The organism is Chondromyces crocatus, from assembly GCF_001189295.1.
Taxonomy (GTDB): Bacteria; Myxococcota_A; Polyangia; order Polyangiales; family Polyangiaceae; genus Chondromyces; species Chondromyces crocatus.
The window spans coordinates 5,333,951-5,349,470 of the sequence record NZ_CP012159.1 but is presented as its reverse complement, the minus strand read 5'-3'; the positions used below and the strand labels follow the sequence as shown (position 1 = coordinate 5,349,470).

Sequence of the window (15,520 nt, the reverse complement as noted above, 5' to 3'; positions counted from 1 at the left end):
ACGTGCCGCAGCGAGAAGGGCGACCCATCGAGATCCGCGTCGCCGGCTCCATGCGCGACATCCCCTCGGCCACCTGGAACGCGCTCGACGGCGTGGCCGAAGCCCCCTTCCTCTCCTGGGAGTGGCTCGACACCCTCGAACAGACCGGCTGCGTCAGCGAAGAAGCCGGCTGGATCTCCCACCACCTCACCCTGTGGCGCGACGACCAGCTCCTCGGCGCGGCCCCGGCCTACGTGAAGACCAACAGCGAAGGCGAGTTCGTCTTCGACTTCGCCTGGGCCTCCGCCTCCCACCAGATCGGCGCCCCCTACTACCCCAAGCTCGTCGTCGGCGTCCCCTTCACCCCGGCGACCGCCCGCCGCCTCCTCGTCCAGCGCCCCGACGATCGCCCCACGCTCCTCCCCGTCCTCGCGCAGGCCCTCCGCCAGATCGTCGCCGCGCTCGACATCTCCAGCGCCCACGTCCTCTTCCCTCAGCAGGACGAAGCCACCGCCCTCGGCGACGCCGGCATGGCGCACCGCTACGGCCTCCAGTTCCACTTCACCAACGACGGCTACCAGGGCTTCGACGACTACCTCGCCCGCTTCAACGCCAAGCGCCGCCACCAGATCCGCCGCGAACGACGCGAGATCCAGCAGCAAGGCATCACCCTCACCACCCTCCGCGGTGCCGACGTCACCCCCGAGATCGTCGACCTGATGTTTGGCTACTACGTCTCCACCGTCGAGAAGTTCTCCTGGGGCCGCCAGTACCTCAACCGCGCCTTCTTCGAAGAGATCACCACCCGCCTCTCCGGCGCCATCGAGATCGTCCTCGCCCGCGACGGCCAGCGCCCCATCGCCGGCGCCTTCAACCTCGCCGGCCCCCGCGCCCTCTTCGGACGCTACTGGGGCGCCTCCGAGGAGCGCCCCTTCCTCCACTTCAACGTCTGCTACTACCACCCCGTCGAAGACTGCATCCTGCGCGGCCTCGACCGCTTCGAGCCCGGCGCCGGCGGCGAGCACAAACTCGTCCGCGGCTTCCTCCCGACCATCACCCACAGCGCCCATCACCTCGCGCACCCTCGCCTCGACGCCGCCGTCCGGGCATTCCTCGCTCGCGAACGCACCGCCATCGAGGAGCACACATCGGACAAGAGCATCGCTTTCCGCTGACGCGGCAGACCTTCCGTCGTCGCTTGACGATCTGCGCGGCGGCGAGAGATGCTCGGACCCCATGCGCTCCTGGCTAGCTTTGCTCGCTTCCTGTCTCTTCGTCTCCATCACGGCCGCAGGCGGCTGCACGGGCGGCGACGACCTCAACGCCGACGCCACCGTCTCCGTCTCCGTCGGTGGCAGCACCGACACCCGCTTCGTGTGCAACGGCGGAAGAGCCGACGGCTACTGCAACGCCCGCGGAGGCAATCCGGAGCCCTGTGAATGCTCCGACTGCACGCTCACCGCCCGCTGCCAGCAGACCTGCAACAACGACGGTGTCTGCACCTACGATCCCGACAACCCCAGCGACGAAGACTGCACCTGCGACGACTGCTACGGCAGCCACCCCCGCTGCCCCCCGCTCGCCGACTGCAACAACAACGGCACCTGCGAGCCCAACGAAGGCGCGGGCTGCGGCGACTGCGACGATCCCTCGACGACCACCACCACGACCACCAGCGGCACCGGCGGCGCGGGCGGCACCGGCGGTGACGGCGGCGCTGGCGGTGCAGGCGGTGACGGCGGCGCTTGATCCTGCGTCCACGAGACGGCCGTCACCTCGCCCTGCATCCACGAGACGGCCGTCACCTCGCCCTGCATCCACGAGACGGGCGGCGCCTCGACCTGCATCGACGAGGTCAGGTGCTGCTCGGCCCCAGCGCCCGATCCCGCGCGCCGAACCCCTCTGACCTCTACCGCGCCGACAGCCCGTACTTCTTCAAGAACGCGCGCACGTGGTGCCGCTCCATCCCTGCCCGGCGCGCCATCTCGCTCACGTTCCCATCCGTGGCCCGGAGCAGATCGCTGAAGTAGCGCTGCTCGAACGCCCCCACGGCCGCCCGCTTCGCCTCGCTGAACGCGCTCAGCGCCGGCGCTACCTCGCCCCCTCCCTCCAGCGGCAGCAACGACGCCACCGCCTCTGCGCCTGGCGGCAAGCTCGCCGCCACGCTCGCCACGTTCACCAGCTCACGCACGTTCCCCGGGAAGTCGTGCTGCGAAAGCATGCTCGCGATCAGCTCGACCACGTCCTCTGCCCGCTCCAGTCGACCCATCCGCTCGCAGACCCGCTGCACGAGCGGCGGGATGTCCTCGCGCCGCTCCCGCAGCGGCGGCAGCTCGATCCGCATCTGCGCGATCCGGAAGAACAGATCGCTGCGGAACTGCCCCGTGTTCATCGACTTCCCGAGATCACGCCGCGTCGCCGCCACCACCCGCACGTCCACCGCCTCGTACGCGCTCGCGCCGACCCGCTTCACCTTCCGCTCCGCCAGCGCCCGCAAGAGCTTCGGCTGCAGCTCCGGCGGCAGCTCTCCCAGCTCATCGAGGAAGATCGTGCCCTTGTGTGCGTCCTGGAACGCCCCGCTCCGCCGCTCGATCGCCCCGGTGAACGCACCCCGCTCGTGCCCGAAGAGCAAGCTCTCCGCCAGCGGACCCGGGATGGACGCGCAGTCGAGCACCACGAACGGCCCAGCGCGCCGGGTCGAGTGCTCGTGCACCGCTTGCGCCACCAGCTCTTTCCCCGTCCCCGTCTCCCCCGTCACCAGGATGGAAAGATCCGTGGGCGCGACCTCCCGCAGCAGCCTGAACAGGTGCCGCATCCGCGGCGACGATCCCACCAGCGGACCGAAGTTCTCGTCGAACCCCACCTCCACCCGCTCCTTCTCGAGCGGCTCGAACCCCAGCACGCTCCCCCCCACGTGAATCGAGCACGGCGCCGTGAGGATCCCCTCCTTCACCCGCACCCCGCCCACGAACGTGCCGTTACGGCTGCCAAGATCGCGCAGCAGCACCCCAGGCCCTTCCGCGCGAAGCTCGCAGTGCGTCGCGCTCACCTCGCGATCGTCCAGCACCACCGCACAGCTCGGATCACGCCCGATCACGACCGGCGACACCCCGATCCGGATCGCCTCTCGCCCTGGCAAAACGAGGTTCCCCCCACGGACGAACCATTGCACCGCACGGGCGCGGGTGGCGTCGCTCAACGCGCTCATGAAGCCACGGTAGCGCGACTCGAGCGGACACGGCCACACCGCTGCATCCTTCCACCACGCCCGGACATCGACACCCACCACCACACGCGGCGCACGCGCGACGCACCGCGCGACACCAGCGCACGCGAGCCCCCACACCGCCCGCACCGGGGACACCGACACGTCCCCTGGACCAGAAAAGGTCCAGGGCGATCGACCTGATCAGGCGCTCGCAGCCGTGATTTGCTGCTGGAAACCTCGCGTCACGGGACGGTACGCTTCGTGCTCGACACGTGAACGACCCGGGCGACTTGCGGAGCGTTCCGCATCTCGCCGAAGCGCAACACGGTCGCGTCTCTCTCCGAGCGCGCCGCGTTGCTCCGGTCACGAGTCGAACACGCGGACGTGAGCTTGCTCGTTGATCCTTTCACCCGGAGCGCCGCTCCCGGCATCCGACGAGGCCGACATGCCTAGAGGACGAAGACTTCACAGTTATCTTGGGGCCCTCGGCCTCGCGACGCTCGCCGCGACAGGCGCCGTCGCAGGGAGCGGCTGCAGCAGCGGCGAGAGCGAGGAGGCCTGCGTCTCCGACGAGATGTTCTTCGCCGAGCAGACCTGGGCCCAGGTGCTCACCGCGAGCTGCATCGGCTGCCACAACCCGCAAGGCCTCGCTGGCAACACCAGCCTCGTGCTGAAGAACTCCAGCGAGGCCGGCTTCCTCAGCACCAACATGGACATCTTCCGGCACGTCGCCACCCTGGAGCAGGGCGGCGAGTCACTCGCGCTGCTCAAGCCGACCGAGAAGGTTTCCCACGGCGGCGGCAAGGTGATCGAGGAAGGCAGCCGCGAGTACGAGATCCTCGCCGAGATGGTGCAGCGCTACAAGGAGCCGTCGGCGTGCGAGACGCACACCACCGCGTTCTTCCACGGCGTCCAGCTCGCGTCCGCGCCCGACACGCTGCGCATGGCCGCGCTCGAACTCCTCGGCCGCCTCCCCACCCCCGAGGAGGAAGAAGCCGTCGAGGAAGGCGGCATGGGCGCGCTCGACGTCCTCCTCGACCAGTACATGCACGACGAGATGTTCTACACCCGGCTCAAGGAGATCTACGGGGACATCTTCCACACCGATCGCTACCTCAACGGCGAGGACGCGGTGAACCTCCTCTCCAGCGAGGAGTACAACCCGCGCTGGTACGAAGACGTCGCCTACCAGCCGGACCTCATCGAGAAGTACGGCGCGACGAGCTGGAACGATCTCATCAACAAGCTGCGCCGCTTCACGGTCCAGGGCGTCGCCCGCGAGCCCCTCGAGCTCATTGCCCACGTCGTCCGTGAGAACCGGCCTTTCACCGAGGTCGTCACCGCCGACTACATGATGGTGAACCCGTTCTCGGCCAGGTCCTGGGGCCTCGCCCCCACCTTCGAGAACGACGCCGATCCCGCGGAGTTCGTCGAGGTGAAGCGCGACGGCTACCCCCACAGCGGCGTGCTCAGCTCCCCCATGTGGCTCGCCCGGCACCCCACCTCGGCGACGAACCTGAACCGGCACCGCGCGCGCATGGTCTACCAGGTCTTCCTGGGCACCGACGTCCTCAAGCTGGCCGAGCGCCGCATCGACACCTCGGCGGTGACCGACTTCAACCCGACGCTCAACAACCCCAACTGCACGGTGTGTCACAACAACATCGACCCCGTGGCCGGCTGGTTCCAGAAGTTCGGCGACCTCGGCGCCTACCGCGTCGACCGCAACTGGCCCGAGACGCTCATCCCGCCTGGCTTCAACCGCGACAACATGCCCTATGGCGAGTTCGCCGAAGCCAACGTGTGGGGTGCCGGGCGGCTCGCCAAGGACCCGCGCTTCGCGCTCTCGCAGATCTACAACGTGCTCACCGGCCTCACCGGCCAGAAGCCGCTCCTCTCCCCGATGAGCGGCGAGGAGAACTTCAGCGACAAGTTCCGCGCGTACCTCGCGCAGTACTACATGTTCAACCAGTTCGCGGAGGAGTTCGAGGCGAGCAACTACGACATCCGCGTGGTGTTCAAGTCGATCATCAAGAGCCCCTACTTCCGCGCGCGGAACTACGGCGGCGACCTCAGCGGAGCGCGCCAGTTCGAGCTGTTGCAGCTCGCCAGCTCCCGCTTCCTCACGCCCGAGGCGCTCCACCGCAAGATCTGGGCGGTGAGCGGCTACCCCTGGCGCGAAGGCCGCTTCGGCACCGACTACCTGCTCAGCGGCAACCGCTACAAGCTGCTCTACGGCGGCGTCGACCACTTCGACGTCCTCCAGCGCATCGGCGAGCCGAACGGCATCATGGCGAACGTCTCCGACCGCATGGCGAACGAGATGTCGTGCCGCGCCGTGCCGCGTGACTTCTCGATCCCGCAGGAGGAGCGCCTCCTGTTCCCCTATGTCGACGTCACCTTCGAGCCGAAGGACAGGAACGGCTTCGACGTCGAGCCCGCCATCGAGGCGATCAAGAAGAACATCCAGTACCTCCACAAGCGGGTGCTGGGCGAGGTGCTCGACCTCAGCCACCCCGAGATCGAGCGCACCTACCAGCTCTTCCTCGGCACCTGGCAAGAGGGCACCGCCGGCATGGCCAAGCCCGAGGGCGATCCCGATCGCATCCCGCGCGATCTGCCGGGCCAGTGCCACGTCAGGGACGAGTTCTGGAGCGCCAAGCCCCTCCCCGAAGCGATGCACGTCGCTGGCGACGAGACGTACACCGTCCGCGCCTGGATGAGCGTCATGACGTACCTGCTGTCGGATTACCGCTTCCTTTATCAGTGACAGGAGCAGCCATGGACCGTCGAGATTTCCTCAAGTTGACATCGATGGCTGGCCTCGGCGTCGCCGTTGGGAGCCAGTTCTCCGGAGAAGCGAGGGCGGCCGATCCCTACACCGGCCCGCTCTGGCTCTTCGTCCACGCGGGCGGCGGCTGGGATCCGACCAGCTTCTGCGATCCCAAGGGGGCGAAGTCGCTCGACGACCCCGACCGGATGAACAACTACCTCACGTCCGAGATCGAGACCGCCGGTGCGATCAAGTACGCGCCCGTCGGGACGAACGCGGAGTTCTTCACCAAGTGGGGCAACCGGCTCCTCGTCATCAACGGCATCGACACCGGCACGAACAGCCACGAAGCCGGCGTCCGCACCACCTGGAGCGGCACCCTCAGCGAAGGCCGCCCCTCGCTCGCGGCGATGCTCGCTGGCGTCCACGCCCCCACGCAGGCCATGTCGTTCATCTCGAACGGCGGCTACGACTTCACCGCCAGCCTCGTGCCGGTCACCCGCGTTCCCGACACCAGCACGCTGGGGCGCGTCGCCTACCCGAACCGGATCGAGCCGGGTGACGAGAACACGCGCTTCTACCACACCGAGGCGACGATGGATCGCATCGCCACGGCGCGCGCCGAGCGTCACCAGGTGAAGCTCAACCAGCAGCGCCTGCCCCGTCTGCGGCAGTCGATGAGCACGCTCTACACCTCACGCCTCGGCCAGAACGAGCTGAAGCAGCTCATCCAGTACCTGCCCGAGACCTACTACCAGAACGGCATCGCCCGGCAGGCCCAGGTCGCGATCGCCGCGTACAAGGCGGGCATCTGCGTCACGGCCAACCTGAGCACCGGCGGCTTCGACACCCACGGCAACCATGACAACGACCACATCCCCGCCTTGAGCCGCATCTGGACGGGCGTGGACCAGCTCATGGAATTCGCCGAGGCCTCGGGCATCGCCGACAAGGTCTACGTCGTCATCGGCTCCGACTTCGGCCGCACCCCTGGCTACAACAGCGGCAACGGCAAGGACCACTGGAACATCACCAGCATGATGATGATGGGGCCCGGCATCGTGGGGAACCGCGTCATCGGCACCACCGACGACCGCCACGCGGCGCACAACGTCAACCCGCAGACGCTCGAGACCTCCGACAGCGGCATCCGCATGACGCCTGGCCACGTCCACAAGGCGCTCCGCAAGCTCGCCGGCATCGACACGACCGAGATCGCCCGCGAGTTCGAGCTCACCGACACCAGCGAGTCGCTGCCGTTCTTCGGCTGAGCGCTCCTCGCGCGGCCCCTCACTCCTCCCCCCTCAGCGAGATTTTCGACCGGAAGCGCGCGGCGCATGTCCTGCGCGGCCGGTCGGGCGTCCGCTCCGCTCACTCCACCGAGAACTCCATCACCTCGCTCGGCGCGACGCCGTCCGCCTCGGCGCGCACCCGGTGTACCCCGCGCACGAGCTGAAAGTCCGCCCACCCCAGCGGCGCCGCGATCACCCTCCCCCCGATCACGAAGCGCGCATTCCGCGCCCCGGCAGGGATGGCCGCCCGCAGCCGGATCGCCTGCACCGATCCCACCGCCGCATCGATCACGAACCGCGCCCCATCCGCCGGAAACAGGAGCGCCAACCCCCGCGACGCCGCCCCCTCGCGCACCGGCAGCTCACCGCACCGAGGCGACACCCCCTCCGGCGCGAGCGGCCGCCCCGCCGCGCGCGCCCACGTCGACAGCCGCGCGTCGAACCGCTCCACCACCCGCTCTTCCACCTCGTCCCCCCGGCACAGCGGCCCCGCGAGCAGCCCCGTCTGCCGATCCACCCGCACCACCTCGTGCATCTCGCACGCCGGAAGCGCCGCGACCTCTTCGCGCGGCAGCCACTCGCGCCGCCGGTGCGGACACACAGACGCTGGTCGCTGCCCGGACAGCGCACAGATCTCCACCTCGACCGTCGCCTCCGGATCCGGCGCCGCGAACGGCATGGCGGGCCGGACCCGCGACGCTGCCACCAGCGCCTCGTGCAAGAGCGGCCCTGCCCCCGTCACCCCGCTCACCCCGTTCATCGGCGACCCGTCGAAGTTACCGACCCACACCGCCACCGTCACCGCGGGCGTGTAGCCCACCGCGATGTTGTCCCGGAACCCCTTCGACGTCCCCGTCTTCACCGCCGCCTCGAACGGCAGCTCCAGCACGCTCCCCTCCCCGAACGCCCCGATCCGCGCGCGCCGATCCGAAAGGATGTCGGTGATGATCCGCGTCCGCACCGCATCGAGCACCTGCACCGGCGCGGGCGACACCGGCAGCGCCAGCGCCTCTCCAGCGCGATCCTGCGCACCGAGCACCGCCCGCGCCGGCAAGAACAGCCCCCCGCGCGCGAGCGTCGCGTACGCCGCCGCCAGATCCAGCAACCGCACCTCTCCATCCCCGAGCGCGATCGCCACCCCGTAGTGCGACGCCTCCCGGTCCAGCGTCGACAGCCCCACCTCCCGCAGCCGCGTCAGCACCCGCTCTGGACCCAGCGCCGCTGCCGCCCACACCGCCGGCACGTTGTACGAGTTCGCCAGCGCCTCGCGCAGCCGCACGGGCCCGTGAAAGCGCCCATCGTAGTTCTGCGGCGCGTAGCTCCCCCCCGACGGCAGCGGCAGCTCCAGCGCCACATCGGGCAGCACCGTCCCGGCGTCGTAGCCGAGCCGCTCCATCGCGAGCCCGTACACGAACGGCTTCAGCGAAGACCCGGGCTGCCGCCGCGCCAGCACCCCATCGTTCTGCCCCAGCCGCCGCGCGTCCTCCGCGTCCGGCGATCCCACATACGCCAGGATCTCCCCCGTCGCGTTGTCGAGCACCACCACCGACGCGGCCGACACCTCCCGCGCCGCGAGCGACTGCACCACCTCTTGCGACAGCACCTCCAGCTCTCGCTGCAGCCCCCGCTCGATGGACAGCGTCACCTCGCTCGCACGATCCCGCAGCGCCCCCACCACCGGATCCGCCGCCCCCGAGAGCACCGCGTACACCAGATGCGGCGCGCCCAGGCTCCCCCCTCGACGCGCGATCCCGATCGGCTCCGCGCGCGCCGACGCCACCTCCTCGGCCGTCGCCAGACCTCCGGCCTCCATCCGCTCCAGGATCCGATCCCGCCGCCGCAGCAGCCGCTCCGTCCCGCGCCGCGGATCGTACAGCGCCGGCCCTCGTGGCAACGCCGACAGCGCCGCCGCCTCCGCGAGCGACAGCTCCGCCGTCCCCTTGTCGAAGTAGAACCGGCTCGCCGCCTCCACCCCGCGCACACCGGGCCCGAACATCACCCGGTTCAGGTACTGCTCCAGGATCTCGCGCTTCGACAGCGACGCCTCGATGCGCAGCGCGAGCGCCATCTCCGACAGCTTCCCCCGCACCGTACGCGGCCGTGGCCTCACCGTCCGCGCGAGCTGCTGCGTCAGCGTCGACGCCCCCGACACCACCCGCCCCTCGACGCAGAGCTGCCCGAGCGCCCGCGCCATCGCCAGCGGATCCACCCCCGGGTGCACCGCGAACCGCCGATCCTCCGCCGCGAGCAACGCCCGCTGGATCCGCTCTCCCATCGCCGACAGCGGCACCCAGCGCGCCCGCGCCCCGTCCCCTGCCCGCAGCTCGCGCAGCATCACCCCGTGCCGATCCCGGAACACCACCGAGACGTCGTAGCCCTCGGCCCCCTCCGTGAGTTCCGACGGCAGCGGCGTCACCACCGCCCAGAGCGCGAGCACGAGCCACGGCGCGACGAGCAGCACCACCGCCACCTTCAGCGCCCGCCGCCCTCGCCGTGCCACGACGCTCATCGCTTCGCGGCCACCTCGATCTTGCCCGCCCCCGTCCGACCGAACACCTCGGGCTGGTACATCTCCTCGGCGCGCGTCGGCGGCAGCACGAACTTCCCGAGCGTCGTCGCTCGCGCCAGGTAGCGGTAGCGGAACATCCCCGCGCTCATGTGATCCACGAAGAACAGCACCCGGTCGTCACGCACCTCGCGGATGAACGCGCTCCGATCGTACCGGCGACGCATCGCCCGCGCGTCCATGTCCTCCTCCTCGTCGTCGTACCGATCCTCGTCCCCTCGGTCCACGTCGAGGCTCCCCGCCGTCGTGGCGAGCCGCGCGTCCACCGCCTCGAACCCGGCCGGCAGCGGATCGTCGATCACCACGAAGTCGCGCGGCGACGGCGTCACCACCACCACCTCGCCGAGCACCAGATCACCGCCCACGAACTGGCTCGCCGAGCGCGCTCCCATCTCACCGAGCGCCCGCGACAGCTCCTCCGCCGTCACCGGCCGCAGCGTCTTCTGCACGAAGAACCCGCGCTCCAGCGGCTTCGCGGGCAGCTCCTTCTTCGCGTACCGCAGCCGTGCCTGGTAGAAGAGCCGTCCCGACCCCTCGACCGAGAATGCGAGCGGCGCGCCCCCGGCGCCGACCAGCCGCGCCGCCGCGATCGCCGTCCTCGCCTGGCTCACGTCGCGCCCGTGGAACGGCGCCATGAAGATCTCTGCTTGCCCCAGGAACACCCGCGCGTCGAAGTCCGGCGCCGTCTTCTCCTGCGCCTTCCGGTACTGATCCAGCGCGAGCAGCGACCACGCCGCCTCCTGCGTGTTCCGCCATGTCCCGCCGCGCCGCACCGCGAGCAGACCTGCCGCGAGCCGCGCCCCCATCGGGTGCTGCGGTTGCGCCGCGAGCAGCGCCCGCAGGACCAGCGCCGAGCTGCGCGTCTCCGAGTCCATCAGCTCCGCGTACGCATTGCCCGCGTTCACCGTCGCGCGCGCCACCGCCCCGTCCACGCGGAGCGTGCTCTCCAGCTCGCGCACCAGCGTGTCGATCTGCCCTCGATCGCCCTTGCCGAGTACCAGGGCGTGCAGGAGCAGCGCCTTCGAGAACATGGGCAGCTCGGCCCGCTGCTCGAACACCCGTGACGCCCGCCCCGGATCTGGGCTCCCCAGGCCGGCCAGCACATCGAGCACGAACGGGATTGCCGCGCGGCTCACCGTATCCTTGCTGACGTCCCGCGAGAGCACTTGCCGCAGCGCATGCGTCGCCATCTCGATCGACGACTTCGGCACGCTCACCTTGTGCCGACGCGCCTCTCCGAGTCCCCACGCCGCGTACGCCGTCACCCAGTCGTTCGACATCGTGGAGTCCCCCCACAACCCGAACGCCCCATCGTGACGCTGGTTCGCCACGATCGCCGCGACGGTCTTGGTGATCACCCCGTCGAGATCCTTCGGCAACGGCAGCTTGAAATCGCGCGCCAGATCCCGCAGCGGCAAGAGCGGCACGAGCCGGCTCACGAGCTGCTCCGTGCACCCGTATGGGTACTCCAGGAGCTGCTCCATCCCCGACTCCAGGCCCACCAGCGCCGTCGATGCGAGGCTCACCTCCAGCCCGCCCACGTCGCTGCGCAGCGCCGACAGATCCCCGAGCTGCTCGGCGCTCGCCGTCGTCGTGTCCCCGTAGAGCGCCACCGCCTCGGGCGACACCGGCGCCTTCACCTCCCGCGTCACCTCCACCGCGTCGTCGTTGCCGCCTCCGCGTGCCTCGAAGCGCAGCTTCGCCGTGCCCACCGCCGGTGCCGACAGCGCGAAGCGCACCTCCTTCGACAGGCCTGGCTCCAGCGTCACCGACTGCTTCGCCGCGCTGCCCAGCGAGAGCCCTTCGGCGGTCAGCGTCACCTCCACCTCGGACTTCGGCATCCCCTTCGACGTGAGCACCACGCCCGCGTCGATCACGTCCCCTGCGCGCAGGAACCGCGGCAGTGCGGGCCGCGCCATCAGCGGCCGGCTCGTCACCACCCGCTCCTCGTCGTAGCCGAAGCGATCGTCTTCGGCGGCCACCACCGCCATGATCCGGTACGTCGTCAGGCCATCCGGCAGCTTGAACGACGCCCGCACCTTCCCCGAAGCATCCGTCACCAGCGACGGGTTGTAGTACGCGCTCGGCCGGAAATCGCGGCGCACCCCGAGCCCCCCCGAGGCCCCGCTGCCGCCGTACAGCCCCTTGTCCTCGCCGAGATCCGCGAACGGATTCCGCACGCGCCCCAGCGCCTCCCGCGACTCGATCGTCGCCACCTGCAAGCGCCGCGCGCCCGAGAACACCTCCAGCGGGTCGGGCGTCTTGTAGCCGATGAGCGAGAGCACGCCCTCGTCCACCGCGTACAGCGTCACCTCGGCGCGCGCCGGCTTGCCCGCGCTGTCACGCACACCGACGTCCACCGTGATCGGCGCCCCGGGCCGGTACTCCGACTTGTCGGGACGCACGTCGACCGCGAGCCGCCGTGACGTCGGGTTGATCGCGAGCCGCGCGTAGCCCAGCCGGAACGTCGGTGCGCCGATGTCCGGCGTCGCCTTCCCTCCGGTCGCCTTCGCCCCCGCTGGCGTCGAGCGCCCGCGCACCAGGAGCACCGACACGAACGCGTTCGGCAAGAGATCGTCGGTGATCGGGATCGACAGCATCGGCGCCGCCCCGGTCAGCGTCACCCGCTCCCGCGTGTACACCCCGGCGCGCTCCACCGTCACCAGCGCGTCCGCCGACGTGAACGGCGACTTCACCAGGATCCGCGCCGTCTGCCCCACCTCGTAGTGCTCTCGATCCGGCAGCAGCTCCACGCGCGAGCGATCGCTGTCTCCCCACCCGATCGACCCCTCGCCCGTCGCGTAGACCGGCACGGCCGACGCCACCGCGTTCCCCCGCTTGTCCTTCGCCGTCGCGTGCAGCAGGAAGTACCCGGCCGACGGCACCGTCACCGAGCAGCTCTGCGCCGCCTGCGCCGTCGTCACCGAGCAGCTCCCGACGACCTTGTCCACCGGCGCGCTCACGCTCCGGTACCCGCCGCCGCTCACCTGCCGCGCCACCGTCCACGTCCGCTGCACCAGGTCGACCTTCACCGCGGCCTGCGTGACCCGCTTCCCCTTCGGATCCGCCGCCACGATCTCCGGCTTCAAGGTCTCGCCCGCCTTCACGAAGAGCTGCGGCGACTTGATCCCGACATAGAATTCACCCGGATGCGCGATCGCCGTCGTGCTCGCAGCCACCGACTGACGCGACACGTCCATCACCTCCGCCTCGCAGGTGATCGACTCCGGCCCCCGCTGCCCTGGCAGTGCGAGCGACGTCGTGATCGGCGCCTCCCCCTTCGCGTCGAGCTTCGTCCGCGCGCTCTGCAACTCCTCCCCGCGCGGCTCCGCGTCCGGCAGCGCCGACGTGAACACCGACGCATCCACCACGAAGTCGTCGAGCCCTGGCGGTGAGAACGACGTCGGCGTGCGCGTCACGCTGAGCCGCACGTCGGCTCCTCCCATCGGCGCGCCGAACAGGTAGTCCCCTCGCGCCACGAACGTCGCCTTGTCCCCGCGCACGTAGCTCGGCCGATCCGGCTCCACCGACGCCTTCGTCTCCGCGGGCCGGTACTCCGCCACCTCGACCGTCGACGTCGCATCGGGCCACCCGCGCGCGCTCCCCACCACCGAGGCGTTCACCGCGTAGGTTCCGAGCTTCCCGGTCGCCGGGATCTTCATGTCCAGCGAGAAGGTCCCGAACGCGCTCAAGGTCGGCTCGGCCTGGAGCAGCGTCTCGCCCTCCGGCCCGTCCAGCGACACCAGGACCATCTGCCCCGCCGGCGTCGTCGTCCTGCGGCCCGCCTCCTCGCGGAAGATCCCCTTCACCTTCACCGTGTCACCCGGCCGGTAGATCCCCCGATCCGAGAACACCAGGCCGAACGGCTTGTCCGGGTTGAAGTCGTACGACACCCCGTAACGCCACCCGTTCACCGTGTCGTCCACGCGCCGGTAGGTCCAGTCCTCCCCCGAGCGCACGAACAGCACCGACCGCTCCCGGAGGTGCGCATCCGGCGTCCACGCGCTCGCCGGGATCGTCGCGAACCCGTTCGCGTCCGTGCGCGCCGTCGCTGGTGCCCCGTCGGGCCTGCGGATCGTCACCTCGGCGCCCGACACCGGCGCCGCACTCGACAGCCGCGTCACCCACACCAACGTCCCGTGCGGCGACACCTTGGCGCTCACCCCGAGATCCGTCACCTGGACGATACGCGCCTCCGACTCCACACGCGCCCGGTTCGTCCCTGGCTGGGACGTGTAGCTGATCCCGATCGCCACCGGCCCCCGCTTGTCCTTGCCCCCGAGCACGTCCTCGATCCGCACCGGGTGCGTCGCCGGCTTGTTCAGCGCCGCCTGAGGCCGCAGTACCACGCGCTTGCCGTTCGGCAGCGCCGCGATCTCCTCCAGGCGCGGGCTGCGCCCGGGCATGTGCTTGTCGGCCTCCAGCGCGAGGATCGCGTCCTCGGTCATCGCCCCCGTCGCGAGCTCCAGCGACTTCACGTTCACCGACGCCACCGGGATGTCTCGCCGCGACGACGGATCGAAGATGCTCCCCACCACCCCGATCTGCGCCTCGGGCCACCGATCATCGAACACGAGATCCTGCGAGAACGCCGTACCGAGCGCCTGTCCGTGCTCGTCCTTCAGGCCGGCCGCGACCTTCACCCGCAGCTTCTGGGCGGGCTTGAACTGCCCGTAGAGCGAGAGGTAACGGACCAGGTCGTCGTCGCCGATCCACTCCGGCCAGCGGATCTTCACCTTCGGCTCCGTCGCGAAGGCCTGCTTCAGGTCACGCATCTTCACGCGGTTCGTGAAGTCCAGCGACAGACCGCCCTCCGCCGAGCACTGCTTGTGCGGCGTCTCGCGGCTGCAGTCGAGCGTCTCGACGCGCAGCGGCCCGTACGTGCGGAAGCGGATCCGCTCCTCCTTGTCCGCGACCAGCGGCCCCTCCGATCCACGCAGCCCCTGCCCCACCACCAGCGAAAGCTCGCGATCGAGCGGCATCGGCGCCGCCGGCACGATCTCCGCGAGCATCCGGTTCTCCGGATCCGGCCTTCGCACCTCGAACTTCAGCGCCTGCCCCTTCCCGAACCCACGCTGGGCGCCCGGTGGCCCCGCCGAGAGCGTGACGTGCTGCTGGATCGAAGCATCCGGGATCGGCTGGTTGAACCGCAGCGTGATCCGCGACGTCGGCGTGAGGTCCGCCCCCTCCAGCGGCTCCGTGCCCACCAGCCGCGGCCGTGGCGTGCTGAAGCGCAGCACGTAGGGGCTCTCCAGCGCCGACCCATCCAGCGCGCGCGTCCCAGCGGGGACCTCCACCGCAAGCTCCGTCGCGCGAGGCAGCCGCTCGGTGGGAACGAAGGTGAGCGCGTTCGTCCCCACCCAGTTCCAGCGCCCTGGCACCGACGGCGTGAGCTTCGCCGGCGCCGCCTTCTCCTCACCCGCGAGATCCAGCGGACGCATCGGCCGGTTGAAGACCAGGCTGATCTCCGTCGCCTCCTGCGTCGCTCCCGAAGGCGAGCCGAACACGACCCGGAACGGCCCCCCCGCCTCCACCGCGATCCCTTCCCCGTCGCCTGGCGCCAGCGTCCCTCGCGTCGGCACCTGAGGCGCGCGGGCCCCTTGCACGCACGCGAGACCGAACGAGAGAACGGCGAGGCCGAACGGCGCTGCCCGGAAACCCGGAGCGCGAAGCGAGAAGCGCATGGCCGCGAGTCAAGGATG

At 70.3% G+C, this 15,520-nt stretch carries 6 protein-coding genes and 1 pseudogene; 4 read left to right on the top strand and 3 right to left on the bottom strand.

Annotated elements, in window-relative coordinates; all coding sequences use genetic code 11:
• Positions 1 to 2: 2 nt before the first annotated feature.
• On the top strand, positions 3 to 1,154 hold the full coding sequence (locus tag CMC5_RS19680; protein WP_245678531.1) for a GNAT family N-acetyltransferase: 1,152 nt from the start codon (positions 3 to 5) through the stop codon (positions 1,152 to 1,154).
• 61 nt (positions 1,155 to 1,215) lie between these two features.
• Positions 1,216 to 1,728 (top strand): hypothetical protein, encoded by a 513-nt coding sequence (locus CMC5_RS19675; RefSeq protein ID WP_156338735.1) that lies wholly within the window; start codon positions 1,216 to 1,218, stop codon positions 1,726 to 1,728.
• A 160-nt stretch (positions 1,729 to 1,888) separates the two neighbouring features.
• Here the strand turns inward: CMC5_RS19675 and CMC5_RS19670 are convergent, their stop codons facing one another.
• On the bottom strand, positions 1,889 to 3,226 hold the full coding sequence (locus CMC5_RS19670; protein ID WP_245678530.1) for an FHA and sigma-54 interaction domain-containing protein: 1,338 nt from the start codon (positions 3,224 to 3,226) through the stop codon (positions 1,889 to 1,891).
• A 406-nt stretch (positions 3,227 to 3,632) separates the two neighbouring features.
• Here CMC5_RS19670 and CMC5_RS19665 point away from each other — a divergent pair, with 406 nt between their 5' ends.
• Together CMC5_RS19665 and CMC5_RS19660 are read left to right on the top strand one after the other, a co-directional pair.
• Positions 3,633 to 5,957: a DUF1588 domain-containing protein gene (locus tag CMC5_RS19665; RefSeq protein WP_050431858.1), complete on the top strand. Its 2,325-nt coding sequence runs from the start codon at positions 3,633 to 3,635 to the stop codon at positions 5,955 to 5,957.
• A gap of 11 nt (positions 5,958 to 5,968) precedes the next feature.
• Positions 5,969 to 7,084, top strand: a pseudogene (locus CMC5_RS19660) (DUF1501 domain-containing protein); the annotation flags it as partial.
• A gap of 247 nt (positions 7,085 to 7,331) precedes the next feature.
• Here CMC5_RS19660 and pbpC read toward each other — a convergent pair.
• Positions 7,332 to 9,761 (bottom strand): penicillin-binding protein 1C, encoded by a 2,430-nt coding sequence (gene pbpC / locus CMC5_RS19655; protein WP_050431856.1) that lies wholly within the window; start codon positions 9,759 to 9,761, stop codon positions 7,332 to 7,334.
• Positions 9,758 to 15,502 carry an Ig-like domain-containing alpha-2-macroglobulin family protein gene (locus tag CMC5_RS19650; RefSeq protein WP_050431855.1) on the bottom strand — a complete coding sequence of 1,915 codons (5,745 nt, stop codon included), beginning with the start codon at positions 15,500 to 15,502 and terminating at the stop codon, positions 9,758 to 9,760. The genes pbpC and CMC5_RS19650 overlap by 4 nt, the downstream gene beginning before the upstream one ends.
• Positions 15,503 to 15,520: the final 18 nt, after the last annotated feature.